Origin of the sequence: Streptomyces sp. NPDC048171, from assembly GCF_043202655.1 — a bacterium.
Taxonomy (GTDB): Bacteria; Actinomycetota; Actinomycetes; order Streptomycetales; family Streptomycetaceae; genus Streptomyces.
This window is the reverse complement of the sequence record NZ_JBIDAU010000005.1, coordinates 22,901-49,566: the sequence shown is the minus strand read 5'-3', so window position 1 is coordinate 49,566 and position 26,666 is coordinate 22,901. Positions and strand designations below refer to the sequence as shown.

The 26,666-nt window shown below is 73.7% G+C and carries 24 protein-coding genes, 4 tRNA genes and 1 other RNA gene; 14 read left to right on the top strand and 15 right to left on the bottom strand.

The window, feature by feature from the left end; translation table 11 throughout:
- Positions 1 to 35 precede the first annotated feature (35 nt).
- The 6 genes from ACGF3J_RS14795 to ACGF3J_RS14770 form a co-directional block, all read right to left on the bottom strand.
- A complete protein-coding gene (locus ACGF3J_RS14795) occupies positions 36 to 332 on the bottom strand; it encodes a type II toxin-antitoxin system VapB family antitoxin (RefSeq protein WP_003999914.1) in 297 nt (98 codons plus the stop codon).
- A gap of 155 nt (positions 333 to 487) precedes the next feature.
- On the bottom strand, positions 488 to 622 hold the full coding sequence (locus ACGF3J_RS14790; RefSeq protein ID WP_272924136.1) for a hypothetical protein: 135 nt from the start codon (positions 620 to 622) through the stop codon (positions 488 to 490).
- 52 nt (positions 623 to 674) lie between these two features.
- Entirely contained in the window at positions 675 to 998 is a 324-nt protein-coding gene (locus ACGF3J_RS14785) for a hypothetical protein (protein WP_393854188.1), read from the bottom strand.
- An 82-nt stretch (positions 999 to 1,080) separates the two neighbouring features.
- Entirely contained in the window at positions 1,081 to 1,758 is a 678-nt protein-coding gene (locus ACGF3J_RS14780) for an HdeD family acid-resistance protein (RefSeq protein ID WP_161327772.1), read from the bottom strand.
- 270 nt (positions 1,759 to 2,028) lie between these two features.
- On the bottom strand, positions 2,029 to 2,619 hold the full coding sequence (locus ACGF3J_RS14775) for an HhH-GPD-type base excision DNA repair protein (protein ID WP_161327773.1): 591 nt from the start codon (positions 2,617 to 2,619) through the stop codon (positions 2,029 to 2,031).
- Positions 2,620 to 2,643: 24 nt separating this feature from the next.
- Entirely contained in the window at positions 2,644 to 3,372 is a 729-nt protein-coding gene (locus ACGF3J_RS14770; RefSeq protein ID WP_161327774.1) for a siderophore-interacting protein, read from the bottom strand.
- Between the two features lie 83 nt (positions 3,373 to 3,455).
- Here ACGF3J_RS14770 and ACGF3J_RS14765 point away from each other — a divergent pair, with 83 nt between their 5' ends.
- From ACGF3J_RS14765 to ACGF3J_RS14745, 5 genes are all read left to right on the top strand, one after another.
- A complete protein-coding gene (locus ACGF3J_RS14765; protein ID WP_393854187.1) occupies positions 3,456 to 5,564 on the top strand; it encodes a penicillin acylase family protein in 2,109 nt (702 codons plus the stop codon).
- The gene (locus ACGF3J_RS14760; RefSeq protein ID WP_161327596.1) at positions 5,557 to 6,177 is read left to right on the top strand and encodes a GNAT family N-acetyltransferase; all 621 of its coding nucleotides are present in this window, start codon (positions 5,557 to 5,559) and stop codon (positions 6,175 to 6,177) included. The genes ACGF3J_RS14765 and ACGF3J_RS14760 overlap by 8 nt, the downstream gene beginning before the upstream one ends.
- Complete coding sequence (locus ACGF3J_RS14755; RefSeq protein WP_161327597.1) at positions 6,174 to 6,665, top strand: cupin domain-containing protein; 492 nt, start codon at positions 6,174 to 6,176, stop codon at positions 6,663 to 6,665. The genes ACGF3J_RS14760 and ACGF3J_RS14755 overlap by 4 nt, the downstream gene beginning before the upstream one ends.
- The gene (locus tag ACGF3J_RS14750; protein ID WP_161327598.1) at positions 6,662 to 7,438 is read left to right on the top strand and encodes an SDR family NAD(P)-dependent oxidoreductase; all 777 of its coding nucleotides are present in this window, start codon (positions 6,662 to 6,664) and stop codon (positions 7,436 to 7,438) included. Before ACGF3J_RS14755 ends, ACGF3J_RS14750 begins: the two co-directional genes overlap by 4 nt.
- Before the next feature lie 204 nt (positions 7,439 to 7,642).
- Positions 7,643 to 9,421 (top strand): copper resistance protein CopC/CopD, encoded by a 1,779-nt coding sequence (locus ACGF3J_RS14745; protein WP_161327599.1) that lies wholly within the window; start codon positions 7,643 to 7,645, stop codon positions 9,419 to 9,421.
- A gap of 85 nt (positions 9,422 to 9,506) precedes the next feature.
- Here the strand turns inward: ACGF3J_RS14745 and ACGF3J_RS14740 are convergent.
- Positions 9,507 to 9,594, bottom strand: a tRNA-Ser gene (locus tag ACGF3J_RS14740).
- 74 nt (positions 9,595 to 9,668) lie between these two features.
- Here ACGF3J_RS14740 and ffs point away from each other — a divergent pair.
- The 6 genes from ffs (at position 9,669) to ACGF3J_RS14710 (ending at position 18,303) form a co-directional block, all read left to right on the top strand.
- Positions 9,669 to 9,763, top strand: an RNA gene (gene ffs, locus ACGF3J_RS14735) — signal recognition particle sRNA small type.
- Positions 9,764 to 9,810: 47 nt separating this feature from the next.
- Positions 9,811 to 12,144, top strand: coding sequence for a DNA polymerase III subunit gamma and tau (locus ACGF3J_RS14730; protein WP_393854186.1), 2,334 nt, complete (start codon positions 9,811 to 9,813; stop codon positions 12,142 to 12,144).
- Between the two features lie 120 nt (positions 12,145 to 12,264).
- The gene (gene purD, locus ACGF3J_RS14725) at positions 12,265 to 13,518 is read left to right on the top strand and encodes a phosphoribosylamine--glycine ligase (RefSeq protein WP_161329021.1); all 1,254 of its coding nucleotides are present in this window, start codon (positions 12,265 to 12,267) and stop codon (positions 13,516 to 13,518) included.
- A 305-nt stretch (positions 13,519 to 13,823) separates the two neighbouring features.
- Positions 13,824 to 15,677 (top strand): hypothetical protein, encoded by a 1,854-nt coding sequence (locus tag ACGF3J_RS14720; RefSeq protein WP_393854185.1) that lies wholly within the window; start codon positions 13,824 to 13,826, stop codon positions 15,675 to 15,677.
- 176 nt (positions 15,678 to 15,853) lie between these two features.
- Positions 15,854 to 17,314, top strand: a complete 1,461-nt coding sequence (locus ACGF3J_RS14715; RefSeq protein ID WP_161332695.1) for a N,N-dimethylformamidase beta subunit family domain-containing protein — start codon at positions 15,854 to 15,856, stop codon at positions 17,312 to 17,314.
- 89 nt (positions 17,315 to 17,403) lie between these two features.
- Complete coding sequence (locus tag ACGF3J_RS14710) at positions 17,404 to 18,303, top strand: phosphoribosylaminoimidazolesuccinocarboxamide synthase (RefSeq protein ID WP_161332696.1); 900 nt, start codon at positions 17,404 to 17,406, stop codon at positions 18,301 to 18,303.
- Between the two features lie 60 nt (positions 18,304 to 18,363).
- On the opposite strand, the gene ACGF3J_RS14705 is transcribed toward ACGF3J_RS14710, so the two are convergent.
- The 8 genes from ACGF3J_RS14705 to ACGF3J_RS14670 all read right to left on the bottom strand — a co-directional run bounded on the left by ACGF3J_RS14705 (position 18,364) and on the right by ACGF3J_RS14670 (position 23,006).
- Positions 18,364 to 18,436, bottom strand: a tRNA-Gly gene (locus tag ACGF3J_RS14705).
- 35 nt (positions 18,437 to 18,471) lie between these two features.
- Complete coding sequence (locus ACGF3J_RS14700; RefSeq protein ID WP_161332697.1) at positions 18,472 to 19,086, bottom strand: response regulator transcription factor; 615 nt, start codon at positions 19,084 to 19,086, stop codon at positions 18,472 to 18,474.
- Positions 19,083 to 20,345 (bottom strand): sensor histidine kinase, encoded by a 1,263-nt coding sequence (locus ACGF3J_RS14695; protein WP_161332708.1) that lies wholly within the window; start codon positions 20,343 to 20,345, stop codon positions 19,083 to 19,085. The genes ACGF3J_RS14700 and ACGF3J_RS14695 overlap by 4 nt, the downstream gene beginning before the upstream one ends.
- A gap of 47 nt (positions 20,346 to 20,392) precedes the next feature.
- A complete protein-coding gene (locus tag ACGF3J_RS14690) occupies positions 20,393 to 21,205 on the bottom strand; it encodes an ABC transporter permease (protein WP_202559106.1) in 813 nt (270 codons plus the stop codon).
- Positions 21,202 to 22,194 carry an ABC transporter ATP-binding protein gene (locus ACGF3J_RS14685; RefSeq protein ID WP_161332698.1) on the bottom strand — a complete coding sequence of 331 codons (993 nt, stop codon included), beginning with the start codon at positions 22,192 to 22,194 and terminating at the stop codon, positions 21,202 to 21,204. Before ACGF3J_RS14685 ends, ACGF3J_RS14690 begins: the two co-directional genes overlap by 4 nt.
- A 142-nt stretch (positions 22,195 to 22,336) precedes the next feature.
- Positions 22,337 to 22,409: transfer RNA gene (locus tag ACGF3J_RS14680), tRNA-Gly, on the bottom strand.
- Positions 22,410 to 22,489: 80 nt separating this feature from the next.
- Positions 22,490 to 22,561, bottom strand: a tRNA-Gly gene (locus ACGF3J_RS14675).
- A 127-nt stretch (positions 22,562 to 22,688) separates the two neighbouring features.
- Positions 22,689 to 23,006 (bottom strand): Lsr2 family protein, encoded by a 318-nt coding sequence (locus tag ACGF3J_RS14670; RefSeq protein WP_064728688.1) that lies wholly within the window; start codon positions 23,004 to 23,006, stop codon positions 22,689 to 22,691.
- Positions 23,007 to 23,346: 340 nt separating this feature from the next.
- Between ACGF3J_RS14670 and purS the strand changes: the two genes are divergently transcribed.
- The 3 genes from purS to purL are packed head-to-tail and all read left to right on the top strand — an operon-like array spanning position 23,347 to position 26,551.
- The gene (purS, locus tag ACGF3J_RS14665) at positions 23,347 to 23,619 is read left to right on the top strand and encodes a phosphoribosylformylglycinamidine synthase subunit PurS (protein WP_122616955.1); all 273 of its coding nucleotides are present in this window, start codon (positions 23,347 to 23,349) and stop codon (positions 23,617 to 23,619) included.
- Positions 23,616 to 24,296: a phosphoribosylformylglycinamidine synthase subunit PurQ gene (gene purQ / locus ACGF3J_RS14660; RefSeq protein ID WP_161332699.1), complete on the top strand. Its 681-nt coding sequence runs from the start codon at positions 23,616 to 23,618 to the stop codon at positions 24,294 to 24,296. The genes purS and purQ overlap by 4 nt, the downstream gene beginning before the upstream one ends.
- Positions 24,293 to 26,551 (top strand): phosphoribosylformylglycinamidine synthase subunit PurL, encoded by a 2,259-nt coding sequence (gene purL / locus ACGF3J_RS14655; RefSeq protein WP_161332700.1) that lies wholly within the window; start codon positions 24,293 to 24,295, stop codon positions 26,549 to 26,551. The genes purQ and purL overlap by 4 nt, the downstream gene beginning before the upstream one ends.
- The last annotated feature ends 115 nt before the right edge of the window (positions 26,552 to 26,666 follow it).

The window sequence follows — 26,666 nt, the reverse complement described above, 5'->3', positions numbered from 1 at the left end:
CGTTCCGTGGTTCGCCGCAAGGCAACCCGAAAGGGTCAGTCGAGTTCGAGAACCCGCGCGTGCAGCACCTGCCGCTGCTGGAGCGCGGCGCGCACAGCGCGGTGCAGACCGTCCTCCAGATACAGATCGCCCTGCCACTTCACGACGTGCGCGAAGAGGTCGCCGTAGAAGGTCGAGTCCTCGGCGAGGAGGGTTTCCAGATCGAGCTGGCCCTTGGTCGTCACGAGCTGATCGAGGCGGACCGGACGCGGAGCGACGTCCGCCCACTGCCGGGTGCTTTCCCGGCCGTGGTCGGGGTACGGCCGGCCGTTTCCGATGCGCTTGAAGATCACACGGAAAGCCTACCGGCCCGGACGTTGCGGGCGCAGCCATGGCGCCCTAGTGCGGCGCTGGAAATGACGCCGTAAAGGGGATCAATCGGGAAGGCGGACGCGCCGCCGGCGGCGGAGGCGGTCCCGAACCCGCCTCCGCCGCCCGGTCCGTCGCCTCAGCCGCGGCTCCCTTCCCGCGTGGGGAGCGGCCGTTCGGTCGGAGCCTGCGGCGCGTGGCCGGACTTGGGGGTGCTGCGGGCGGCCTCGGCGCGCAGGAGGGCGCGCAGGACGGCGTAGGGGTCGTTGGGCATGACTGCTCCTGTCTCCGTGTACGGGATTCCGTGCTGCTGGAGCCCGGTCCCGTCAGCAGCGCAGAACCACGGAGCGCGTCCCGCGCGCGCGGGACGCGGGCACGGCGGGAACAGAGGGTGCGAAGCGCGCACGGTGTGCCGCCCGCCGGACCGCGGGCCGCTGCGGCCCGGCCCGCCGCTCACCGCGCACGGGGGCGCGCAGCGCGCTGTCGACCTGGTCGTACTCCCCCACCGCCCCGGCGGTCACCGTCGCGGTGGGGACTGCCTCGGCCGTGGCGTGCGCGCAGGGCACGACCAGGGCGAGCAGCAGCACGAGCACCCGCAGCCAGGCGGCGCGCCCGGCGCGTGCGGTGGCGGCGTGCGGTGCGGGACTCACGTCACTCGTGTCCCCGCCCGGCGTGCGCGGTCCATCGCGCCGGGTATGAGAACCGCTCGCTCGGAGTACGCACGGGCGCCGTTCACAGCTCGTGCGGGGCCTGACGCGCGCGCCCGCGCAGCCGCAGCGAGGTGACGGTCTCGACGAGGCCGACAACGACCAGCCACCAGCCGCCGACCAGCATGAGGACGGAGGCCGACTCGACCGGCGAGACGATCAGGACGGCACCGGCCGCCACGGTGACGACACCGAGGAAGACGTGCCAGCCGCGCGCGGGCATCGCCGGGTCGTGCACGGCGGCCACGATCTGGGTGACACCGCGGAACAGCCAGCCGATGCCGATCCACAGCGCGAGCAGCAGCACGGACTGGAGGGGCCCGCGGAAGCAGAACAGCCCCAGCAGGATCGACACGGCGCCGCTGATGAACGCCAGCACCCGCAGCGAGGTCGTCCGGTGCGTGCCGAAGGCGGCGGCCAGCTGGAGGATGCCGCTGGCGAGGAGGTAGAGCCCGAAGAGCACGCCGGCGGCGAGCAGCGAGGCGCCGGGCCACACGAGGACGAGCACCCCGAGGACCAGTGAGGCGATGCCGGTGAACAGCACGGTCCGCCATGCGGCGCGGGAGAGCAGCTGCAGGGGCCCCTCGAACGCGGGCTCAGGCTCGGACCGACCGCCGCCGGTGCCGCGCCCACCGTGCCGCGCGTGCACCCCGCGGTCGTCGTACGGCGTCCCTCCGGGAGGCCCACTCGGTGGCTCGGTCATGCTCCATGCTGGAAACGCCCCCGCCACTCCCGCCACTTGAGACGGTCCACGGGACTGACACGGCTACCTGCCCGACGTCCGCACGCCGCCCCGGGGGCACCTCCCAGGCCGTTCAAACACTGGGGGAGGCACGGCTGCCCGCGGCTACGCGGGAGAGCCGCGACGCCGCGACCCCGACCCACAACGACCCACAACGCGACCCACAACGCGACGCACCGCGCTCGCGCACCCCCGCCGAAGCAGCCCCAGGCCGCCGCAGGCACCCCGCCCCTACTTGCCGGAGGCCTTCGCCCTGGCCGCCGCCTTCATCTCCTGCTTGTGCGCCCGCACCTTCGTCAGCGACTCCGGCCCCGTGATGTCCGCGACGGAGCGGAACGCGTCCGCCTCCCCGTACGCGCCGGCCGCCTCCCGCCACCCCTCGGGCCGTACGCCCAGCTGCTTGCCCAGCAGGGCCAGGAAGATCTGCGCCTTCTGCTTGCCGAACCCCGGCAGCTCCTGGAGCCGCTTCAGCAGCTCCGCCCCCGTCTCGACGCCCCGCCACACCCCCTCGGCGTCACCGTCGTACGTCTCCACGAGGTACCGGCACAGCTGCTGAATGCGCCCCGCCATCGACCCCGGGTACCGGTGCACGGCCGGCTTGTCGGAGAGCAGCGCCGCGAACCCCTCGGGGTCGTACGCCGCGATGTCGTGCGCGTCCAGGTCCTCGGCCCCCATGCGCCGCGCGATGGTCGACGGCCCCTTGAACGCCCACTCCATCGGCACTTGCTGGTCGAGCAGCATGCCGACGAGCGCGGCGAGGGGGCTGCGGCCGAGAAGTTCGTCGGCCTCGGGGTCCTGGGCGAGGTGCAGTGTGACGTCCATGCCCCGATGATCGCGCGTACCGGCTCAGGACGCGCGCCAGTACCCCAGCGCGTTCACCCGCTGCTTGGCGAGCCCCAGCTCCTTACGGGCGTACGAGGCCAGCGCCCGCGTGGTCGCCGTGTCGCACGCGATCCAGACGTACGGATCGCCCCCGGCACCCCGCACCAGCTCCGGCAGCTCCTCCTTCACCCGGGCCACCAGATGCGCCCCCGCGTCCCGGCGCGGCACCGCGCGCACCTCGTGCCGTCCGGGATCCGTACGGAAGGGCAGTCCGTCGTCCGCGTCCCCCTCGAACCAGATCGTCGCCGGCACCGGCCCCAGCGCGTCGAGCAGCGAGTTCAGGGCGGGCAGCGAGGCCGGATCCGCGACCGCGAACACGCGCGAGGGAGCGGGCTCCGGAAAGTCGAACCCGGTTCCCTGGACCGTCGCCTCGATGGTGTCCCCCGGCTTCGCCGCCCGGGCCCAGTCGCTCGCGCACCCCTCGTGCAGGGCGAACTCCATGCTGAAGGTGCCGGCCGCCGCGTCCGGGTCGACCAGCGTGTAGCCCCGCTGGTGCGGCTTGCCCGCGTTCTCGAACCACAGCCGCACCCACATCGTCGGATGCACCCCGGTCGCCGCCAGCATGCCGCCGTCGGTCAGCCGCAGCCGCCGGAACTCCGGGGTCACGTCCTCCGCGTCCGTCACCGTGAACTCGAAGTCCTTCGCGCGCATCAGCTTGAGGACCGCGCCCTCCCAACCCCGCCCCTGCCCCATCGTTTCTTCACCCTTCACGTACTATTCGGCCACCACGGCAATACTTAGGTGAGCCTAACCTAAAGGAAAGTAGAGGCACAGGGGTGAGCGCCGAGACATACCGCGACGCCTGGGGGATCCCCCACCTGCGCGCGGACAGCGCGGACGAACTCGCCCGCGCCCAGGGCCGGGTGACCGCCCGGGACCGGGCCTGGCAGCTGGAGGTCGAACGGCACCGCGCCCAGGGCACCTCCGCGTCCTTCCTCGGCCCCGAGGCCCTCTCGTGGGACCGCCTCGCCCGGCGGGCGCGCCTCGCCGACACCGCCCGCCGCTGCTACGCGGCCCTGGAGGAGAGGGACCCGGAGACGGCCGCGTGGGTGCGGGCATACGTGGACGGCGTCAACGCGGGCCTGGCCGACCACGGACAGGCCGGCGACACAACCGCCCCCGAGTTCACCCGCGCCGGCCTCACCCCCGGCCGCTGGGAACCCTGGACCCCGCTCGCGGTCTGGCTCGCCACGCACATCCTCTTCGCCGGCTTCCCCGCCAAGCTCTGGCGCGAGCACATCACCACCCACCTCGGCCCGGAGGCCGTCGCCCTCTTCGCCACCGACGGCCCCGGCACCGCCGGCAGCAACGGCTGGCTGGTCGGCGGCGACCGGACCACGACCGGGCACGCGGTCATCGCGGGCGACCCGCACCGCTGGATCGAGGACCCCGGCGTCTACCAGCAGGTCCACCTGTCCTGCCCGGAGTTCGACGTCGTCGGCCTCGCCGTCCCCGGCATCCCCGGCATCGCCCACTTCGGCCACACCGGAACGGTCGCCTGGGCCATCACCAACGCGATGTCCGACTACCAGGACCTGTACCAGGAGCGACTGCGCCGCACCGGCGCCGGCGTCGAGGCCCTGGGCCCCGACGGCACCTGGCACCGCGCCGCCCGGCACAACGAGCTGATCCGGGTCGCGGGGGAGAAGGGGACGGAGGGGGAGACCGTGGAGGTCGAGGTCATCGAGACGGACCGGGGCCCGGTCATCGCCGGCGGCCCCGAGGGCCTCGACGACGGCACCCCGGCCGCCCTCAGCCTCCGCTACCCGCCCCGCGTCACCGCCGACCTCGGCTTCGGCGCCCTGCTGCCCCTGCTCCGCGCGCGCAGCGTCGCCGACGTGGACCGGGCCCTGGACGCGTGGGCGGAGCCGGTCAACGTGGTGCAGGCCGCCGACACCGAGGGCGGGCTGCTGCACCGGGTGGCCGGACGCGTACCGGTACGGCCGGACGCCAACCGCCTGCGCCCGGTGCCCGCCTGGGAGCCCGGCCACGAGTGGGACGGCTGGCACACCCCGCCCCGGGCCGGCCTCACCGACGGCGTCGCCGTGATGGCCAACCAGCGCGGCCCCGCGACCCCGCTCGGCATCGAGTTCGCCCCGCCGCACCGCGCCGACCGCATCACCGCCCTGCTCGCCGCCAAGGAGCGCTGGTCGGCGGCGGACATGCCGGCCATCCACACGGACACCCACCTCGGGTCGGCCGCCGCCCTCCTCGACCGCCTCGCCACCCTGGACGGCCTGACCCCCGGGGCCGCCGCCCTGCGCGACCGCCTCCTGGCCTGGGACCGGCACATGGACGCCGACAGCGCCGACGCGGCCCGCTACGCCGCCGTGCGCACGGCCGTCGTACGGCGGCTGGCGGCGCACCCGGTCCTCGCCCCGGCGTCCGTGCCGCCCGCGTACCCCGAGGTGCTCCAGCCGTGGCTCGCGCTCGTGCCGCGCGTGGGGCACGCCCTCGAACACCTGCTGCGCGCGGAGGACCTGTACGGCATCGACCGCGCCGCCGCCGTCCGCGCCGCGCTGGAGGAGGTCGCCGCGCGGCCCCCGGCCGGCACCTGGGGCGACACCCACCGCCTCGCCGCCTGGCGGGCGCTGCCGGACACCACGTCCAGCCCCGCACCCGGCCCGCGGCTCTCCGGCGACCACGACTGCGTCCTGTGCACGTCCCCCGTGCCCGGCGTCACCGACCGAGCCGCCCGCGGCCCCGCCGCCCGCTACGTCTGGGACCTGGCCGACCGGGAGAACAGCCGCTGGGCGGTACCCCACGGCGCCTCCGGCATCCCCGGGTCCCCGCACCACCAGGACCAGCAACACCTGTGGCTCAGCGGGGACCTCGCCCCCGTGCTCACGGACTTCGACCAGCTCACGAAGGAATCGCATGCCTGACCCGCGCACCCCCGCGTACGCCACCCGCACCCCCCTCCACGAGCAGTACCTCGATGGCTTCGGCACCGTCCGCGTCCTCCCCCTCGACGCAGCCGAGGACGCCGAGGTGATCCACCGCTGGGTGAGCGAGCAGCGGGCCGCGTTCTGGGGGATGACGGAACTGACGCGGGACCAGGTCGAGGCCGTCTACGCACACATGGACACCCTCGACACCCACCACGCCCACCTGGTCGTCAAGGACGGCGACCCGGTCGCCCTGCTCCAGACCTACGAGCCCGGGGCCGACCGGGTGAGCGAGTGCTACGACGTCGAGCCCGGCGACATCGGCGTCCACCTGCTGCTGGCCCCGGCCGGAGCGGAGGGCACCCGCCCCGGCTGGACCGCGGCGCTCGCGGCGGCCCTGATGGCGTACGTACTGCTGGGCCTGGACCGGGCCCGGATCGTGGTCGACCCGGACATCGGCAACGAGAAGGCGATCGCCCGCTTCCTGCGGCAGGGCTTCACCGCCGGACCCGCGGTCGTCCTGCCCGAGATCGACCTGCCGGACGTCCACCTGCCCGAGAAGAAGGCGCAACTCGCTTTCCTCCGCCGGGAGGTAGCGTTCCCGGTGTGACGTCGCCGCCCACCGCAGAGGACCTGATCGCGCACTACGGACTGGAGCCGATCCCCCGCGAGGGCGGCCTGTTCCGGCGTACCTGGGCGGGCCCCGAGGGCCCGGACGGGCGCCCGGCGGGATCGGCCATCGTCGCCCTGCTCACCGCCCGCCCCGGCGACTTCTCCGCACTGCACCGCCTGCCCACCGACGAGGTCTGGCACTTCTACCTCGGCGATCCGCTGGAACTGCTGCTCCTCTCCCCCGACGGCGGCACCCGTACGGCCGTACTGGGACCGGACGTCCTGGGCGGCCGGTACGTCCAGTTCACGGTCCCCGCGGGCACCTGGATGGGCGCCGCCGTGGCGGCCGGCGGCGCGTGGACGCTCTTCGGGTGCACGATGGCGCCCGGGTTCACCTACGGGGACTACGAGCACGGCGACCCGGCCGACCTCGCGGCGCGCTATCCGGACCGGGCCGCGCGGATCGTGGAACTGTGCCGCCCATGAACCCGCACACGCGGCTCCTCGACGGTCAGGTGGCGCTCGTCACGGGCGCCGGCGGCTCCATCGGCCGCGGCATCGCGCTGCGCTTCGCGGAGGAGGGCGCGGCGGTCGCGCTGCACTGCCGTACGTCGGTCGCGGCGGCGCGGGAGACGGCCGACCGGGTCCGGGAACGCGGCGGGAGCGCCACCGTCCTGCGGGCCGACCTCACCGACGAGGACGCCGCCCGGCGCCTGGTCGAGGAGGCCGCCGACTGGGGCGGCGGACGGCTGACGGCGCTGGTCAACAACGCGGGTGTGCAGCCGCTGCGGGACCTGCCCGGCATGACGGCTGCCGAGTGGCGTGCGGTCGTGGACACCAACCTCACCGGCGTCTTCGCCTGCACCCAGGCCGCGGCCGGGATCATGCGGGCCCAGGACGGCGGCGGCTCGGTCACCCACATCGCCTCCATCGAGGCGTCCGCCCCCGCGCCCGCCCACGCCCACTACAGCGCCTCGAAGGCGGCGGTGGCGATGCACGCCCGTTCGGCGGCCCTGGAGTACGGCCCGTGGGGCGTCAGGGTCAACTCCGTCTCGCCCGGCCTCATCGACCGCGAAGGGCTCGACGAGGCATGGCCGGAGGGCGTACGGCGGTGGCGGCGGGCGGCGCCCACGGGACGGCTGGGGCGCCCGGAGGACGTGGGCGACGCCTGCGTGTTCCTCGCCTCGCGGCTGGCGTCCTGGATCACCGGGCACGACCTCGTGGTGGACGGCGGGGTGACGGCCCGCCCGTCGTGGTGAGGATCCGCGGGGCGGGCGGGTGAGCGGGGCGGCCCCCGTGTCCGTACGTATCCCCGAGGCAGTGGGTCCCGACGACGGAGATGCGACGTGAGGTGTGTGGGCGGTGCACGCGCTGGAGCCCGAGGGCGGGGAGGCCGGCCGGACCGGCGGGCGGCAGGGGAGCGCCGGGACCGCCGGCCGGGCCGGGGAGGAGTCCGGCGGCTGGTGCTGCTGGGCGCCGTGCTGGTCCTGCTCCTCCTCGGCGGCGCGGGCCCCGCGTCCGCCCACGCCGCCCTCACCTCCGCCGACCCCGGCGACGGAACCGTCCTCCAGCGGGCCCCCGGCCACGTCACCCTGACCTTCAGCGAGTCCGTCGGCCTGCGCGACGACTCCTTCCGCGTCCTCGACCCGGGCGGCCACCGGGTGCGCACGGGGGAGGCCGGTCGCGCCGGCGGCCGCTCCGACACGGCCCGCGTCGGCCTGCCCGCCGAGCTGGCGGAGGGCACCTACACCGTGGCCTGGCGGGTGGTGTCGGCCGATAGCCATCCCATATCCGGTGCCTTCACCTTCTCGGTCGGCCGGCCCTCCACGACGACCGCGGCGGTGGACACGGGCCCTTCCGAGGACCCCCTGACCGCCACCCTCAACAAAGTCGCCCGCTACCTCTCCTACCTCGCCGCCGCCCTGCTCATCGGCATCGCGGCCTTCGTCGTCCTGTGCCGCCCACCGGACGCCTCCGCACTGCGCCGCCCCCTGGTCGCGGGCTGGTGGACCCTGCTGGGCGCCACGCTCGCCCTACTCGTCCTGCGCGCCCCGTACGAGGCGGGCACGGGACCGGCGGACGCCCTGGACGCGGGCGCGCTCGCCGACACCCTCACGACCCGCCCCGGCGTACTGCTGCTGGCACGGCTGGCGCTGCTCGCGCCGGTGGCGCTGTTCCTGGTGCGCATGGGCCGCGCGGACCGCCACCGGGAGCGCCGCCCGCTGACCGCCGCCGTGGGCGCCGTACTCGCGCTCGCCCTCGCGTCGACCTGGGGTGCCGCCGAGCACGCCTCCGCCGGCATCCAGGTGCCGCTCGCGGTGACGTCCTTCGTGCTGCACCTGCTGGCCACGGCGGTCTGGCTCGGCGGCCTCGTCGCCCTGCTCGTCACCCTGCGCGCGGCCCCGGACGCCGCCGCGGTGGCGCGCTTCTCGCGCATCGCCCTCGTCTCCGTGACCGTCCTGGTCGCCACCGGCGTCTACCAGTCCTGGCGCGGCCTCGGCTCCTGGCAGGCGCTCACCGGGACGACGTACGGCAGGCTGCTGCTCGCCAAGGTGGCCCTGGTGACCGTACTGCTGGCCGCGGCGGCCGTGTCCCGGCGCTGGACGGCCGCACTGGCGACGGCCCGGACGCCGGTACGGCAGCGGGAGCGGGAGCGGATACCGGAACCGGTCCCGGCCGGCGGCCCATCCCCTCCGGAGCCCGACCCCGCCGAACCGGAGCCGCCCGCCCCCGACGACCCCTCCACCGCCGCGGACGCCCTCCGCCGCGGACTGCGGCGCTCCGTCCTGGCCGAGGCGGTCGTCGCCGCCGTCGTCCTGGTGGTCACGACCGTGCTCACCAGCACCCTGCCGGGCCGGGCGGCGGACGAGGCGGCGCGGGCGGTGCCGGCGGGCGGAGTGCTGCCCGCGTCCGTCACCACGATCCCCTTCGAGATCGGCGGCTCCGGCCGCGGCACGGTCCAGATCACCCTGGACCCCGGCCGCACCGGCGACAACGCCGTACAGGCGGTGGTCTTCGGCCCCGACGGCGCCCTGGCCGCCGTACCCGAACTCCGCCTCTCCTTCACCCTCCCGGACAAGGACGTCGGCCCCATCGAAGCGCGCCTCGTCGACCGGGGCGGCTACTGGAGCGCCAACACCCTCACCCTCCCCCTCCCCGGCACCTGGACCATGCGCACGACGGTCCGCGTCTCGGAGATCGACCAGGTGAGCGAGGAGCGGAGGATCAGGATCGAACGGTGACGTTGTGACCGGCCCGGCCGGCCACAACGTCGAAGGGCCCCACCGCGAACGGTGGGGCCCTTCGACTTCGTGCCCGGTGAGGCACTGGCGGAGGATACGAGATTCGAACTCGTGAGGGGTTGCCCCCAACACGCTTTCCAAGCGTGCGCCCTAGGCCTCTAGGCGAATCCTCCGCCGAGAACATTACATGACGTGGAGGAGTGCTTGCGAACTCGTTCTGAGCGCCCCACATCGGGTAACGTGTGGCCCAGCCCCTCACGCGGCGCTATCTGACTGAACTCCCCCAGGGCCGGAAGGCAGCAAGGGTAGGTTGGCTCTGGCGGGTGCGTGGGGGGCGTTCGCGTTCGCGGGCGATCCGGTTGTCAGTGGACGCCTATAACCTCGTATGCGTGTCGTCTCTCGCGCTCTACCGCCGTTACCGCCCGGAGTCCTTCGCCGAGGTCATCGGGCAGGGGCATGTCACCGACCCGCTGCAGCAGGCGCTGCGGAACAACCGGGTCAATCACGCGTACCTGTTCAGCGGTCCGCGCGGATGCGGCAAGACGACCAGCGCCCGGATCCTGGCCCGCTGCCTGAACTGCGAGCAGGGGCCCACACCCACCCCCTGCGGCGAGTGCCAGTCGTGCCAGGACCTCGCGAGGAACGGGCCGGGGTCCATCGACGTCATCGAGATCGACGCCGCCTCGCACGGAGGCGTGGACGACGCCCGTGACCTGCGCGAGAAGGCCTTCTTCGGGCCCGCCCGGAGCCGGTACAAGATCTACATCATCGACGAGGCCCACATGGTCTCCCCGCAGGGCTTCAACGCCCTGCTGAAGGTCGTCGAGGAGCCCCCGGAGCACCTCAAGTTCATCTTCGCGACCACCGAGCCCGAGAAGGTCATCGGGACCATCCGGTCGCGCACCCACCACTACCCCTTCCGTCTCGTGCCGCCGGGCACCCTGCGCGACTACCTCGCCGAGGTCTGCGGCAAGGAGCAGATCGCGGTCGCGGACGGGGTGCTGCCGCTGGTCGTCCGGGCCGGCGCGGGGTCCGTCCGTGACTCGATGTCCGTCATGGACCAGCTCCTCGCGGGCGCCGGTGCCGACGGTGTGACCTACGACATGACGACCGCCCTGCTCGGCTACACGGACGGCTCGCTGCTCGACTCCGTCGTCGAGGCGTTCGTCACAGGGGACGGCTCGGCCGCCTTCGGGGTCGTGGACCGGATCATCGAGGGCGGCAACGACCCGCGGCGCTTCGTCACCGACCTGCTGGAGCGCCTGCGCGACCTGGTGATCCTCGCCGCCGTGCCGGACGCGGCGGAGAAGGGGCTCATCGACGCCCCCGCCGACGTCATCGAGCGGATGCAGGCGCAGGCGCGGTCCTTCGGCGCCGCCGAGCTGAGCCGCGCCGCCGACATCGTCAACGAGGGGCTCACCGAGATGCGCGGCGCCCAGTCGCCCCGTCTCCAGCTGGAGCTGATCTGCGCGCGCGTGCTGCTGCCCGCCGCGTACGGCGACGAGCGGTCGGTGATGGCGCGCCTGGACCGGATCGAGCGCGGCGTGCAGTTCTCCGGGGGCGCGGGCGCTCCTGCCATGAGGTACGTGCCGGGGCCCGAGGCGCACAGCGGTGGCGGGGGCGCCGCCGCTCCGGTCGCGCCGGGCGGCGGGCCCGCGGCGGCCCGGGCTGCCGTAAGGGCACCGGGTGGCGCGGCGGCTCCGGCGACCGGCGCCGGTCCCGGGGAGGGCGAGGGCGGCGGCGCCCACGGTGGTGGGCAGCAGCCTCACGCCGCACCGGCACCGGCACCGGCGCCCGCACCCGCGCCCGCCGCCGAATCCCCGGCTCCGGCTCAGGCGCCCGCCTCCGCTCCCACTCCCCCTCCCGCCCCCGCTGCCGAGCCCGGTCCCGCCTCCGCGCCGGGTGCCTGGCCGACCGCGGCACCCGCCGGTGGCGGGCGACGGCCGGGAGGGTGGCCCACGGCGGCCCCGGCCGGCGGCGGACAGGCCCGGACGCCGGCCGCTCCCGGCCCCGCCGCGGCTCCGCCCGCCGCTCCGGCGCCCGCGCCGGCCGCCTCCGCCCCGGCGCCCGCCTCCCCGCCGCCGGGCGGAGGGGTCGACCCCCGCTCGCTCTGGCCCAACATCCTGGAGGCGGTCAAGAACCGCCGCCGGTTCACCTGGATCCTGCTCAGCCAGAACGCCCAGGTGACCGGCTTCGACGGCACCTCACTCCAGATCGGCTTCGTCAACGCCGGTGCCCGCGACAACTTCGTGAGCAGCGGCAGCGAGGACGTGCTGCGCCAGGCCCTGTCCGAGCAGTTCAACGTGCAGTGGAAGATCGACGCGGTCGTCGACCCCTCCGGCGGTTCGGCACCTCCGCCTCCCGCCGGGCCCTCCGGCGGCCACGGCGGATCCGGCGGCGGGGGTGGCGGCTTCGGCGGCGGCTTCGGTGGCGGAAGCGGTGGCGGTGGCTTCGGGGGCGGTGCGCCCGCCCCGCAGCCGTCGGCGCCCGCGCCCGCCGCCCCGCCGCCCGCCGCGGCGCCGGCTCCGGACTCCGGCCGCGCCTCGGTCCCGCCCCCCGCCCCCGCGCCCCGAGCGCCGGCGCCCGAACCGCGCCAGGTCTCCCCCGAGGACGACATCCCCGAGGAGGACGACCCGGACCTCGACGAGTCCGCCCTCTCCGGCAGGGATCTGCTGGTGCGGGAGCTGGGCGCGACGGTCGTCGAGGAGATCGCGCACGAGTAGGAGCGGGGGATGCGGGCGCGTCCCGCCGCGCCCGGCCTGGAGGAATCCACAAGGCTCCGCCGCCCCGCCCTTCGGAAGCCCGCACAAGGGGCCCCGGTCCTTTCCCATTAGGCTGACCCCGTGAAGGTCCTTGTCATCGGCGGCGGCGCCCGCGAACACGCCCTGTGCCGTTCCCTGTCCCTCGACCCCGACGTGACCGCGCTGCACTGCGCACCCGGCAACGCCGGCATCGCCGAGGTCGCCGAACTGCACCAGGTCGACGCCCTCGACGGCGCGGCCGTCACCGCGCTGGCCGAACGCCTCGGTGCCGAGCTGGTCGTGGTCGGCCCGGAGGCGCCCCTGGTCGCCGGGGTCGCCGACGCGGTGCGCGAGGCCGGCATCCCGGTCTTCGGCCCCTCCGGGGAGGCCGCGCGGCTGGAGGGCTCCAAGGCCTTCGCCAAGGACGTCATGGCAGGCGCCGGTGTCCCCACCGCCCGCTCGTACGTCTGCACCACCCCGGCCGAGGTCGACGCGGCCCTCGACGCCTTCGGCGCCCCGTACGTCGTCAAGGACGACGGGCTCGCGGCCGGCAAGGGCGTCGTCGTCACCGGTGACATCGAGGCGGCCCGCGCGCACGCCGCGGCCTGCGACCGTGTCGTCATCGAGGAGTTCCTGGACGGCCCCGAGGTCTCCCTCTTCGCCATCACCGACGGCGACAACGTCCGCCCGCTCCAGCCTGCCCAGGACTTCAAGCGCGCCCTCGACGGCGACGAGGGCCCCAACACCGGCGGCATGGGCGCCTACTCGCCGCTGCCGTGGGCCGACCCCAAGCTGGTCGACGAGGTCGTGGAGAGCGTGCTCCAGCCGACCGTCGACGAGATGCGCCGGCGCGGCACCCCGTTCTCCGGGCTCCTGTACGCCGGTCTGGCGATCACCTCGCGCGGCGTCCGCGTGATCGAGTTCAACGCCCGCTTCGGCGACCCCGAGACCCAGGTCGTGCTGGCCCGCCTGCGGACCCCGCTGGCCGGACTGCTGATGGCCGCCGCCACCGGCAACCTCGCCGACCTGGAGCCGCTGCGCTGGAGCGACGACGCGGCCGTCACCGTGGTCGTGGCCTCGCACAACTACCCCGGCACCCCGCGCACCGGCGACCCGATCACCGGCCTCGCCGAGGTGGCCGGCCAGGACGCCCCGCACGCCTACGTCCTGCACGCCGGCACCCGCGCCGAGGGCGACGCCGTCGTCAGTGCCGGCGGCCGCGTCCTGTCCGTCACGGCCACCGGCGCGGACCTCACCGAGGCCCGTGACCGCGCCTACCGGGCGGTCGCCCGCATCGGCCTCGACGGCTCGCAGCACCGTACGGACATCGCCGCGAAGGCCGCCGCGGGCGCCTGACCGGCTCCGCGGGACCGCCCGCGCACCGCAACCCCACAGGCCCCGGCTCCGTCCCAGGAACCGGGGCCTGATCCTTGCAATCCGTCATCCACCTTTCCCCAAAGCCATTCCATCGAGTGACCGATAGCCCATACGGCTGACGGGCACGAAGGCCCCAACTATGGTGCCGCGCAAGCGTTCCGGCACATGGCCCACCGACATTGCGATGTCAGTGGCGGGTGCCACAGTGGGGGAGTGAGCACCAGCAGACGAGCAGTGGACGAGCCAGGACAGACAGGACGTCGATGAGGGGGTGAGGTCCGGCCGTGACCGGTACCGGTGGTGAGGAGATGGGCGCGCGGGCCGCGCGTTCCCGGGCGTTGGCCGTGCTGCGCGTCCGCAGTCGCGCGCTGGCCGTCGCCCTGTTGCCCGCTGCCCTCGCCGTGATCCTGCTCGTGGGCGGTTCCACCGGGCGCCTGGTGGGCGCGGGCTGGGACGCCGCCCGCTGGGCCGTGTCCGTCCTCGCGGTGCTCGTGCTGGTGGCCGCGGCCGGAGTGGCCCTCGTCGTGGCCCGCTCCCGGCCCGCCGTCACCCCCACCGTCACCATCGCCGAGGAGTCGGCGCCCGACCTCTACCGGATGGTGCGCGACCTGGCCGACCGGCTCGACGTGCCCGCCCCCTCCGCGATAGCGCTCACGCCGGACTGCGACAGCTGGCTGGAGGACCGCACCCACCCGGCCCACGGACCGCCCGCCCGGGCGGCGGAGCGCGACGCCCCGGCCGTCCCGGGCGGCACCGCCCGCCCCCGCGCCGCCGCCGCGCCCGTCCTCGTCATCGGCTCGCCCTTCCTGTGGTGGATGCGCGTGGGCGAGCTGCGCGCCGTCCTCGCCCCGGTCGTCGCCGGCACGGGACCCTCGGCGCACCCCGACATAGCCGCCGCCCGCCGTTTCATACGCGGCCTGGACGCCGCGGTGGCCGTGGCCTCGGCGGACCGGCGCGACCCGCTGTCCCGGGCGGCGTGCGCGGGCCTGGGCCGGGTGTGCCGACTGCTGCTGCGCGGTTGCCGGGTGCACGCGGCCGAGATGGAGCGCGGCGTCGCGTCGGCGGCGGCCGAGCGTGCACAGGCTGTGGACTACGGTCTGCGGATCGCCGCCCAGGAGCAGGTCGGGCTCGCCTACGCGGGCTGGGACCGGCTGCTGACCCGGGTGGCGCTGCCCGCCTGGCGGATGGGCCGCTGGCCCTCCCGGCTGGACGTGGGGGTCGTCGCCGCCCTCACCGAGCTGTCCCGCCGCGACCGGCTGGCCGAGGGCTTCGCCTCGCGCCTCGGGGAGCGCCCCGCCTGCGACCTGCTGGAGGAGCCCGGCGCGATGGACGAGGCGGTCTCGCTGCTCACCGCGCGCCTCTTCCACGGCGGGCCCGAGACCGGCCCGGACTGGTCGCCGGTGGACTGGGACGAGTATCCCGAGGAGGTCGTGGACCGCACCTGGCGCACGGACGCGGCCCGCCTCCACCGCGTCCTGGACACCCTGGGCGTCCGCCGTGCCGCCGACGGCGCCGCACCGGGCACCGAGGGCCCGACCCTGGCCCGCGTCCTGGACCACCTCACGACGGACACCACGACGCCCGCCGACGACCACAGGGACGCACCCTTCCCGGAGGCCGCCCCGACCGCCCCGGCCGCCCGGGTCGACCCGGAGACCGACCCGCACCCGGTGGCCACCGGCCCCGCACACACCGAGGACGACGACGATCTGGCGGGCACCACCACCCGCGGAGCCGCCCTCGCCGCCGGGCTCAGTGCCCAGCTGGCCCGCGAGGAGACCGCCGCCCAGCCCACCGGCGCCGGCGCCGCCGCCACCCCCTCGGCCGCTGTCGGACCCGACGCCGCCCTCTGGGACGACCGCGCGCTCCCCCTCCTCCCCCTGCAGCCCCCGCGCACCGGCCGCGAGATCCTCACCGCGCACATCACCGCGATGGTGTGCTGCGCGGCGATGGACACCGCCGGCGCGGCCCCGGGCCTCGACTGGCTGGACGGGCCGTCGCTCCTGTTCGACGGAGCCCGCGCCGCCGACCTGGCCCCCAGCGTGCTCAGCCTGGTCGAGTCCGGCGACCCGGGCCCCCTGCGCGCCTGGATGACCGACCTGGGCATACGCCCGGAGAAGCCGGTGCGCCTGGTCTGACGCGTCCGGACGGGACCGTCCCGCCGAATCGGACCCCCCGATTCCACTTTCGGCCGCTTCGCAACGAACCGTGACCGCACGCGTGCGACATGTGATGTGCTGGGACCGAATCGAGCACATGGCAAGGGCGTTCGTCATACGCATGGCCACGGGGGCACGAGGGAGGGGGCGGTCCCATGGGGTCCGAGCAGATCCGCCGCTGGGAGTCGGGAGCACTCGCGCACGCCGTGACGGATCCCTTCGGACAGGGGCCCCTTCCGTGGCTGCGCGGCGGCGAGACGTACTTCGGCGACACCGGCCAGGTCGTCGCCTGGTACGCGGACCAGGACAGCGTCCCCGCCCAGCGCGGCGGCCCGCGCGCCGCCGACGACGTCCGCCGCCAGATCAAGGGCTTCACCGCCACCGGTGCCGCCGCCCCCGGCGAGGCCATCGACTTCCACGTCACCGTCGACCCGCCGCAGGAGTTCAGTGTCGACGTCTACCGGATCGGCCACTACGGCGGCGACGGCGCCGCCAAGATCACCACCAGCCCCCGCCTGTCCGGCATGGTCCAGCCCCCGCCGCTCACCGCCGACCGCACGGTCTCGTGCCACCACTGGTGGCTGTCCTGGCGGCTCCAGATCCCGTCGTACTGGAGCATCGGCGCGTACGTCGCCGTCCTCACCACCGCCGACGGCCACCGCTCCCACGTCCCCTTCACGGTCCGCGACAGCCACCCGGCCGACCTGCTGCTCGTGCTGCCGGACATCACCTGGCAGGCGTACAACCTGTACCCGGAGGACGGCCGCACCGGCGCCAGCCTCTACCACGCCTGGGACGAGGAGGGCCGGCTGCTCGGCGAGGCGGACGCCGCCACGACCGTCTCCTTCGACCGGCCGTACGCGGGCGCGGGGCTGCCGCTGCACGTCGGCCACGCCTACGACTTCATCCGCTTCGCCGAGCGCTACGGCTACGACCTCGCCTACGCCGACGCCCGCGACCTGCACTCCGGCCGGATCGACCCGGCCCGCTACCGGGGCCTGGTCTTCCCCGGCCACGACGAGTACTGGTCCGCCGCCATGCGCCGCACCACGGAACTCGCCCGCGAGCGGGGCACGTCGCTGGTCTTCCTCTCCGCCAACACCATGTACTGGCAGGTGGAGCTGGCCCCGTCGCCGTCCGGCGCCCCCGACCGCCTGCTGACCTGCCGCAAGCGCCGGGGCCCGGGCCGGCCGGTGCTGTGGCGGGAGATCGACCGCCCCGAGCAGCAGCTGCTCGGCATCCAGTACGCCGGCCGCGTCCCCGAACCGCACCCGATGACCGTCCGCAACGCGGGCCACTGGCTCTGGGACGCCACCGGCGCCCACGAGGGCGACCCGATCGAGGACCTGGTGGCGGGCGAGGCCGACCGCTACTTCCCGCGCACCGCGCTCCCCGCGCACGACGAGCGGGTCCTGCTCGCCCACTCCCCGTACACCGACGCGCACGGCGTCCGGCGCCACCAGGAGACCTCGCTGTACCGGGCCCCGTCGGGCGCCTGGGTCTTCGCGTCCGGGACGTTCGCGTGGTCCCCGGCCCTGGACCGCCCCGGCCACGTCGACCCGCGGGTCCAGCGCGCCACCGCCAACCTCCTCGACCGCATCTGCAAACGGGACTGACCCGCGCACACGGGTACCGCCCCGCCGGTCGCCCTCCCCGCTACGTACGGGACAATCGACGTACTTGGACAGAACCACGGGGAGGAACCGTGTCCGGATTCGTTGAAAAGCCCGAGCCGATCCAGGTTCCGGGTCTGGTGCACCTGCACACCGGCAAGGTGCGCGAGCTGTACCGGAACGAGGCGGGCGACCTCGTGATGGTCGCCAGCGACCGCATCTCCGCCTACGACTGGGTGCTGCCGACCGAGATCCCGGACAAGGGCCGGGTTCTCACCCAGCTCTCCCTGTGGTGGTTCGACCAGCTCGCCGACCTGGCCCCCAACCACGTCCTGAGCACCGAGCTGCCCCCCGGCGCCCCCGCCGACTGGGAGGGCCGCGCGCTGGTCTGCAAGTCGCTGCGGATGGTGCCCGTGGAGTGCGTGGCCCGCGGCTACCTCACCGGCTCCGGGCTCGCGGAGTACGACCAGACCCGCACCGTCTGCGGCCTCGCCCTCCCCGAGGGCCTCGTCGACGGCTCGGAGCTGCCCGCCCCGATCTTCACCCCGGCCACCAAGGCCGAGGTCGGCGAGCACGACGAGAACGTCTCCTACGAGGAGGTCGCCCGCCAGGTCGGCGCGGACACCGCCGCCGCCCTGCGCCAGGCCACCCTCGCCGTCTACTCCCGCGCCCGCGACATCGCCCGCGAGCGCGGCATCGTCCTCGCGGACACCAAGTTCGAGTTCGGCTTCGACGGGGACGACCTGGTCCTCGCCGACGAGGTCCTCACCCCGGACTCGTCCCGGTTCTGGCCGGCCGACCAGTGGCAGCCGGGCCGCGCGCAGCCGTCGTACGACAAGCAGTTCGTGCGGGACTGGCTGACCTCGGCGGAGTCCGGCTGGGACCGCAGGAGCGAGCAGTCCCCGCCGCCGCTGCCGCAGCCGGTCGTGGACGCCACCCGCGCCAAGTACGTCGAGGCGTACGAACTCCTGACCGGCCTGAGCTGGTCGTAGCGGACGCGGCCCCGCGGACACGAAGAAGCCCCCGGCCGGAGCCGGGGGCTTCTCACACGGAGCGAACGACGAGGTTCGAACTCGCGACCTCAACCTTGGCAAGGTTGCGCTCTACCAACTGAGCTACGTTCGCACTGCGCCGTGGTGTTCGCCGTGGCGCGTCAGCCACTATACCCAACCCCGCTCCCGTGCGAGCCGCACCGCCGCGTGCCGGTTCTCCGCCCCGAGCTTGCCCACGGCCGACGACAGGTAGTTCCGTACGGTCCCCTCGGCCAGCGCGGCGCGCTCCGCGATCTCCGCGACCGACGCCCCGTCGGCGGCGTGCTCCAGGACCTCCGCCTCGCGCGCGGTCAGCGGTGAGTCCCCGGCGGAGATCGCGTCGGCCGCCAACTCCGGGTCGACGTAACGGTTTCCGGCGTGCACCGTGCGGATCAGCTCGGCGAGCCGCTGGGCGCTGGTCGTCTTGGGCACGAACCCGCGCACCCCCGCCGCGAGCGCCCGCTTCAGGTGCCCGGGCCGGCCGTGACTGGTCACGATCAGCACCTTGCAGGCGGGCAGCTCGGCTCGCAGTGATGTGGCGACCTTCACACCGTCGGCGCCGGGCATCTGCAGATCCAGTACGGCGACGTCCGGCCTGTGGGCCCGCGCCATCGCCAGGGCCTCGGGACCGGTGGCCGCCTCGGCGACCACGACGAGGTCGTCCTCCAGGGAGAGCAGGGCGGCCAGGGCGCCGCGGATGAGGTGCTCGTCGTCGGCGAGCAGCACGCGCACGGGGTCCGTCACGACGCCACCTCCCGCCCGGCCGGGGTGTGCGGCGGCAGCGGCACCTCGGCCGTCACCCGGAAGACGCCCTTGCGCACGGTCCCCGCCTCCAGCGTCCCGTCCACCACGGACAGCCGCTCCCGCAGCCCGGCCAGCCCCGAACCGCCGGTCCCGGCGGGCGCGTCCGCGTCCGTCGAGGGACCGGTCCCGTCCAGGACCCCGTCGTTCTCCACCGTCAGCACTACCCGCCCCTCCGACTTCCGCACCGCCACGGCCACCCTCTTGGCGTCCCCGTGCCGCAGCACGTTCGTGGTCGCCTCCCGCACCACCCAGCCCAGCGCCGACTGCACCTCGGCGGGCAGCCCGGCCGTCCCGCCGGTGACCTCCGCCACGATGCCCGCCGCCGAGAGCACGCCCCGGGCACCGGCCAGCTCGACCTCCAGGTCGACCTCCCGGTAGCCGCGTACGACGTCACGGACCTCGCGCTGCGACTCCTGCGCGATGCGCTGCGCCTCGATCATCTGCTCCACCGCCTCCGGCCGCCCGCGCCGGGACAACTGGACGGCCAGTTCGCTCTTGAGCGCGATCACCGCCAGGTTCCTCCCCATCACGTCGTGCAGATCCCGGCCGAACCGCAGCCGCTCCTCGGCCACCGCGAGCCGGGCCCGGGTCTCCTTGGCGTCGTCGAGCGCGTAGACCGCCTTGAGCAGCCAGACGGAGAACACCGCGGTGGCGGCGAGGAACGCCCCGGCCAGCAGCAGGACGCCCCCGGTGACCAGCGCGCCGCTCCAGGACAGGCCCACCGCGAAGGCCACGAGTCCCCCGCCCACCGCGAACCCGGCGACCAGCGCCATGACGCGCCGCCGGCGGTCGTGCACCCCGAGGGCCAGCGCGCCGACGCCGAAGGCCTGGACGCCCACGAAGACCCCGAGGGCCGCCGCGTCCACGTCCTCGCCCGCCGGACCGTGCTCCGCCAGTGCGATCGCGACGACCGCGACGACGGCGGTGAGCACGCCGAGCCCCCACAGCTGCCGCATCGGCGGCGGCCGGCGGCCGAGCGCCCAGTCCAGGGCCCGCGAGGCGGTCGCCATGCACGCCGCGGCGTGGGCGACGACCATCAGGGACAGCACGGTCGCGAACCCCGGCCCGACCTGGCTGAAGGTCGCCAGGCCGATGCCGCCGATCTCGCTCACCCCGAAGAAGTGGAACGACCACCGGGTGTACGTCTCCACCTTCTCCGGCGTGTTCTTCCGCCGCCACCATCCGCCTGGCCTGCGCATCCGCCCGCCGCTCCCGCTCATCGCGTACGTCTCGCCCGTCCCGTACGTCAGTGCCGTGGCTCCCAGCGGAACCACCGTCGTACAGCAAACACCGCGACCACGGTCCAGGCCACCGCCGTCACGACGGCGCCCAGTGCCTCGCCGCCGGTCAGGTCGCCGGTCCAGCCGCCGCGGACGAGCGTGATCACGGGCGTCATCGGCAGCAGTTCGCAGACGGCTGCCAGACGGTCGGGCAGCAGCTCCAGCGGCACGAACATGCCGGAGCCGAGCATCGAGACGAACAGGAAGGGCAGCGGCGTGACCTGAGCGCTCTCCCCGGTCCGGGTGAAGCTCGCGGTGACCCCGGCGAGCGCGGCGCACAGCACGAGACCGAGCAGCAGTCCGAGGATGGAGAGATGGACCGCGGACGGCGCGGACAGGTCGAGCAGCACGGCGCAGCCCACGGCGAGCAGCAGGGACTGCACGAGTCCGCTGAGCAGGGCGGGCGTCGCGGATCCGGTGAGGATCTCCACGTCGCGCAGCTCACCGGTGCGCAGCCGCTTGAGGACGAGTTCCTCGCGGCGGACGACGAAGACGCCGACCAGCGCCGAGTAGACGGCGAAGAGCAGGGAGAAGCCGATCGCGGCGGGCAGGACCAGCGTGCCGGTGGTCAGTCCGGCCCCGGCGAGGTCCATCTCCTTGGCCGCCGACTTCACGCTGAACGGCAGTACCAGCGGCACGAACAGGGCGGCGAAGAGGGTGCCCTTGTTCCGTCCGAGCAGGGTGAGTTCGGCGCGGGCGAGGGCCGTCATGCGGGTCCTCGGCGTGCTGACGGGGGTGTTCACGGCGGGTGCCGCGTGCTTGGTGCCGGTGGCGCTCATGTCGCGTACTCCTTCGTCGTCCCGTCCGGCGTCCCGGCGGCCGTCGCGTCGGCGCTCCTGCCGGACACCTCCTTGGCGATGCTCAGGAAGGCCTCCTCCAGCGAGGCCGAGCGGACGTCCAGGCGGCGCAGCTCCACTCCGGCCTGGCCTGCCCACACCAGCAGGCCGGTGGCCGCGCGCTGGAGTTCGTGGGTGCGCAGCCTCACCATCCGGCCCTCGACCTCGTGGCCGCTGATCCCCAGGCCGTCGAGCGGCGGCAGGTCGCCGACGAAGTAGCCCGCGGGCAGTTCGAAGGAGATCCGGGACGGCTGTGCGGCGGTCACCTCGGCCGGGGTGCCGGTGGCCGCGATCCGGCCCTCGTGCATGATCGCGAGCCGGTCGGCGAGGTTCTCGGCCTCCTCGAGGTAGTGCGTGGTCAGCAGCACGGTCGTGCCCTGGTCGCGCAGCGCGCTCACCAACTCCCAGGTGTCCCGGCGGCCTTCGGCGTCCAGTCCGGTGCTGGGCTCGTCGAGGAAGAGCACCTCGGGGTCGCCGAGCAGCGCGAGCGCCAGGTCGAGCCGGCGCCGCTGTCCCCCGGAGAGCTGCTTGACGCGGGTGTCGGTCTTCGACTCCAGTCCGACCAGCCCCAGGACCTCGGCCGGCGGACGGGCGCCGCTCACGCACCCCGCCCACATGCGGGCCGTCTCGGCGACGGTCAGCTCGGAGGGGAAGCCGCCCTCCTGGAGCATGACCCCGGTGCGGGGACGTACGGCGGCGCGCTCCGTGTAGGGGTCGTGCCCGAGGACGCGTACCCGGCCGCCGGCCGGGGCGGCGAGCCCCTCCAGCAGTTCGACCGTCGAGGTCTTGCCGGCGCCGTTGGTGCCCAGCAGCGCGAAGACCTCGCCGCGGCGCACCGAGAAGTCGATACCGCGCACGGCCTCGAACCCGCCCCCGTACACCCGCCGCAGGTCGGTGACCTCAATCACGTGTTCGTGTCCGTTGGTTTGCATGCTTCAAGCCTTCCGGGCCTCCGGGCCGCGGAACAGTGCGGGCCGTCATCACCGGACATGACAAATGTCAGGGTGGGGTCGACGGGCGGCGCCGGGCACACGAAAAGACCCCGGTCCGTGGAGGACCGGGGTCTGATTCCCGAGCGGACGACGAGGCTCGAACTCGCGACCTCAACCTTGGCAAGGTTGCGCTCTACCAACTGAGCTACGTCCGCAATGCCGCCGACCGGCCTTCACCGATCGGTGCGAGCACCAGCCTACCTGATCCAATCGGGTCATCGGTACGGCGATGCAGAGCGGGTGACAGGAATTGCACACTGCGCCTTCCCCCTGGAAGGGGGATGTTCTACTACTGAACTACACCCGCATGTTCCGTGAGCCGGGCCCTTCGGCCTCGCCCCTCGGCGTGCTCCAGACTTTAGCTGATCACCCGGGGTGCCGCGCAAGTCGGTTGCCGCGAGGGGCGACTGAGCGGCCGTCGGCCGCCGCCGGGCTCACCGGGCCGCGGCGAACGCCTCGTAGACCTTCTTCGGGATCCGGCCCCGCGCGGGCACGTCCATCTTGTTGGCCTGGGCCCAGGCGCGGACCGCCGCCGGGTCCGGGGCGACCTCGGTCTGCCGGTACGCCTTGCCGGACCTCGACCGCTTGCGGCCGGCCGACACGTACGGCTCCAGGGCCTTGCGCAGTTTCCGGGCATTGGTTTCGTTCAGGTCGATCTCGTACATCCGGCCGTCCACACCGAAGGCGATCGTCTCCGCCGCTTCCGAGCCGTCGATGTCGTCAAAGAGAGTGACCACGACACGCTGCGCCACGAATATCGGTCCCTTCGTGCGGCATCTCCGCGATGACGTGCCAAGACGCCGCGATGATGCCGACTGTTCGCCTGTAATTGGGCAAAGTATCGGCTAATGACATTTCATTTGTACAGTGCCCGGCATTGCAATGGGAAGACCGACTAAATCTCTTGGCGTGTCCTCCGCGCAATAGGTGTCCGGGGTCGATCCGGGATCTTTCCCGAAGCTTTTCGCGGGCGTCCCCCGCCGATGCCCAATCGTGATCGGGCTCACGTAGTTTCCTCCAAGGCTACGCGCGTAGAAATTTTGTACGGGTAGTCTGAAGGGACCTGCTCAGCACCACACACCGGGAGTGCCAGTGGCACGCGTCGTAGTCGACGTCATGCTCAAGCCGGAGATCCTCGACCCCCAGGGCCAGGCGGTGCAGCGCGCACTGCCGCGGCTGGGTTTCGAAGGGATCTCGGACGTCCGCCAGGGAAAGCGATTCGAACTGGAAGTGGACGGGCCCGTCGACGACGCCGCCCTCGCCCGCATCCATGATCTTGCGGAATCCTTCCTCGCCAACACCGTGATCGAGGACTTCACCGTCAAGGTCGAGTCGGAAGACGCAGTCGCGGAGGCCGTGAAGTGACCGCTCGTATTGGCGTCGTCACTTTCCCCGGCAGTCTCGACGACAGGGACACGCAGCGCGCGATCCGCGTCGCCGGCGCCGAACCCGTCGCCCTCTGGCACAAGGACAAGGACCTCAAGCAGGTCGACGCCGTGGTGCTCTGCGGTGGTTTCTCTTACGGCGACTATCTGCGGGCCGGCGCCATCGCGCGTTTCTCGCCGGTGATGGACACCCTCATCGACCAGGCGAAGGCCGGTCTTCCGGTGCTGGGCATCTGCAACGGCTTCCAGATCCTCACGGAGGCCCACCTGCTGCCCGGCGGCATGCTCGGCAACGACCACCTGCACTTCATCTGCCGCGACCAGAAGCTGCGGGTGGAGAACGCGGGCACGGCCTGGACCAGCGACTACACCGTCGGCCAGGAGATCCGCATCCCGCTGAAGAACATGGACGGGCGGTACGTCGCCGACCGGCGGACGCTGGACGAGCTGGAGTCGGAGGGGCGGGTCGCCTTCCGCTACCTGGACATGAACCCCAACGGCTCGCTCAACGACATCGCCGGCATCACCAACGCCGCGGGCAACGTGGTCGGCCTCATGCCGCACCCCGAGCACGCCGTCGAGCCGCTGATCGGCACCGGCCGCACCGACGGCCTCCCGTTCTTCACCTCGATCCTCAAGAAGCTGGTCAACGCATGAGCCGGACGCCTCTGGACACGGTCGAGCACGCGACCGCGACCCCCGACGTCGAGCTGCCCTGGGCCGAGCTGGGCCTGAAGAAGGACGAGTACGAGCGGGTGGTGGAGATCCTCGGCCGCCGCCCGACCGGCGCGGAACTCGCCATGTACTCCGTCATGTGGTCCGAGCACTGCTCGTACAAGAGCAGCAAGGTCCACCTGCGCCAGTTCGGCGAGAAGGCCCCCCAGTCCGACGCGATGCTCGTCGGCATCGGCGAGAACGCCGGTGTGGTCGACGTCGGCCAGGGCTACGCGGTCACCTTCAAGGTCGAGTCGCACAACCACCCGTCGTACGTCGAGCCCTACCAGGGCGCCGCGACCGGCGTCGGCGGCATCGTGCGCGACATCATCGCGATGGGCGCGCGTCCCGTCGCCGTCGTGGACCCGCTCCGTTTCGGCGCCGCGGACCACCCCGACACCAAGCGCGTCCTGCCCGGCGTCGTCGCCGGCATCGGCGGCTACGGCAACTGCCTGGGCCTGCCCAACATCGGCGGCGAGGTCGTCTTCGACGCCTGCTACCAGGGCAACCCGCTGGTCAACGCCGGTGCCATCGGGGTCATGCGGCACGAGGACATCCACCTCGCCAAGGCGTCGGGCGCGGGCAACAAGGTCATCCTGTACGGCGCCCGCACCGGCGGCGACGGCATCGGCGGCGCGTCGATCCTCGCCTCCGAGACCTTCGACGACGCCAAGCCGTCCAAGCGCCCGGCGGTGCAGGTCGGCGACCCCTTCCAGGAGAAGCTCCTCATCGAGTGCACCCTGGAGGCGTTCAAGGAGAAGCTGGTCGTCGGCATCCAGGACCTCGGCGCGGCCGGCCTGTCCTGCGCGACCAGCGAGCTGGCGTCCAACGGCTCCGGCGGCATGCGCGTGACGCTGGACGACGTACCCCTGCGCGACTCGACCCTGTCTCCCGAGGAAATCCTCATGAGCGAGTCGCAGGAACGCATGTGCGCGGTCGTCGAGCCGGAGAAGGTCGACCGCTTCCTGGAGATCTGCGAGAAGTGGGACGTCATCGCCACCGTCATCGGTGAGGTGACCGACGGCGACCGGCTGGAGATCTTCTGGCACGGCGGCAAGATCGTCGACGTCGACCCGCGCACCGTCGCCCACGACGGCCCGGTCTACGAGCGCCCCTACGCCCGCCCCGAGTGGCAGGACGCCCTCCAGGCGGACGACGCGAACAAGCTGCCCCGGCCGCAGTCGTCCGACGAGCTGAAGGACCAGGTCCTGAAGCTGGTCGGCTCGCCGAACCAGGCGTCCAAGCAGTGGATCACCCAGCAGTACGACCACTTCGTGCAGGGCAACACCGTCCTCGCCCAGCCCGAGGACTCGGGCATGATCCGCGTGGACGAGGAGTCCGGCCTCGGCGTCGCCATCGCCACCGACGGCAACGGCCGCTTCGCCAAGCTCGACCCCTACACGGGCGCCCAGCTGGCCCTCGCGGAGGCGTACCGCAACGTCGCGACGACCGGCGCCAAGCCGCTCGCGGTCTCCGACTGCCTGAACTTCGGCTCGCCGGAGGACCCGGCGGTCATGTGGCAGTTCGCGGAGGCCGTGCGCGGTCTGGCCGACGGCTGCCTCCAGCTCGGCACCCCGGTGACCGGCGGCAATGTCTCGCTCTACAACCAGACGGGCGAGGCGGCCATCCACCCGACCCCGGTCGTGGCGGTCCTCGGCGTCATCGACGACGTGGCCCGGCGTACGCCGGTCGCCTTCCAAGAGGACGGCCAGCTGCTGTACCTCCTCGGCGACACCCGCGAGGAGTTCGGCGGCTCGGCCTGGTCCCAGGTGGTCCACGACCACCTCGGCGGCCTGCCCCCGAAGGTCGACCTGGAGCGCGAGCGGCTGCTCGGCGAGATCCTGATCTCCGCCTCCCGCGACGGCATGATCGACTCCGCGCACGACCTGTCCGACGGCGGTCTGGTGCAGGCGGTCGTCGAGTCGGCGCTGCTGGGCGGCCGGGGCGCGCGTCTGGTCGTGCCGGACGGGCTCGACGCCTTCACCTTCCTCTTCTCGGAGTCGGCGGGCCGCGCGGTCGTCGCCGTCCCGCGTTCGGAGGAGGTCCGCTTCAACGACATGTGCGGCGCGCGCGGCCTGCCCGTCACCCGCATCGGTGTCGTCGACGGCGACGCGGTGGAGGTCCAGGGCGAGTTCTCCCTCTCCCTGACCGACCTGCGCGAGGCCCACGAGGGGACCATCCCGGGGCTGCTCGCCTAGGAGTCGCACCAGGTGAAAGGGCCGTCCGGAACCTTCCGGGCGGCCCTTCCGCATGTCCGGGCGGCGCCGGGCCGCGGACCGTGGGCCTTGCGTGAGATTACGTAGTTACGTAATC

Coding starts and splice junctions, on each gene's coding strand:
- ACGF3J_RS14790 (WP_272924136.1), bottom strand. CDS start 622: ATGCCCAACGACCCCTACGCCGTCCTGCGCGCCCTCCTGCGCGCCGAG.
- ACGF3J_RS14780 (WP_161327772.1), bottom strand. CDS start 1,758: ATGACCGAGCCACCGAGTGGGCCTCCCGGAGGGACGCCGTACGACGAC.
- ACGF3J_RS14775 (WP_161327773.1), bottom strand. CDS start 2,619: ATGGACGTCACACTGCACCTCGCCCAGGACCCCGAGGCCGACGAACTT.
- ACGF3J_RS14770 (WP_161327774.1), bottom strand. CDS start 3,372: ATGGGGCAGGGGCGGGGTTGGGAGGGCGCGGTCCTCAAGCTGATGCGC.
- ACGF3J_RS14760 (WP_161327596.1), top strand. CDS start 5,557: ATGCCTGACCCGCGCACCCCCGCGTACGCCACCCGCACCCCCCTCCAC.
- ACGF3J_RS14750 (WP_161327598.1), top strand. CDS start 6,662: ATGAACCCGCACACGCGGCTCCTCGACGGTCAGGTGGCGCTCGTCACG.
- ACGF3J_RS14715 (WP_161332695.1), top strand. CDS start 15,854: ATGGGGTCCGAGCAGATCCGCCGCTGGGAGTCGGGAGCACTCGCGCAC.
- ACGF3J_RS14695 (WP_161332708.1), bottom strand. CDS start 20,345: ATGCGCAGGCCAGGCGGATGGTGGCGGCGGAAGAACACGCCGGAGAAG.
- ACGF3J_RS14690 (WP_202559106.1), bottom strand. CDS start 21,205: ATGAGCGCCACCGGCACCAAGCACGCGGCACCCGCCGTGAACACCCCC.
- ACGF3J_RS14685 (WP_161332698.1), bottom strand. CDS start 22,194: ATGCAAACCAACGGACACGAACACGTGATTGAGGTCACCGACCTGCGG.
- purL (WP_161332700.1), top strand. CDS start 24,293: ATGAGCCGGACGCCTCTGGACACGGTCGAGCACGCGACCGCGACCCCC.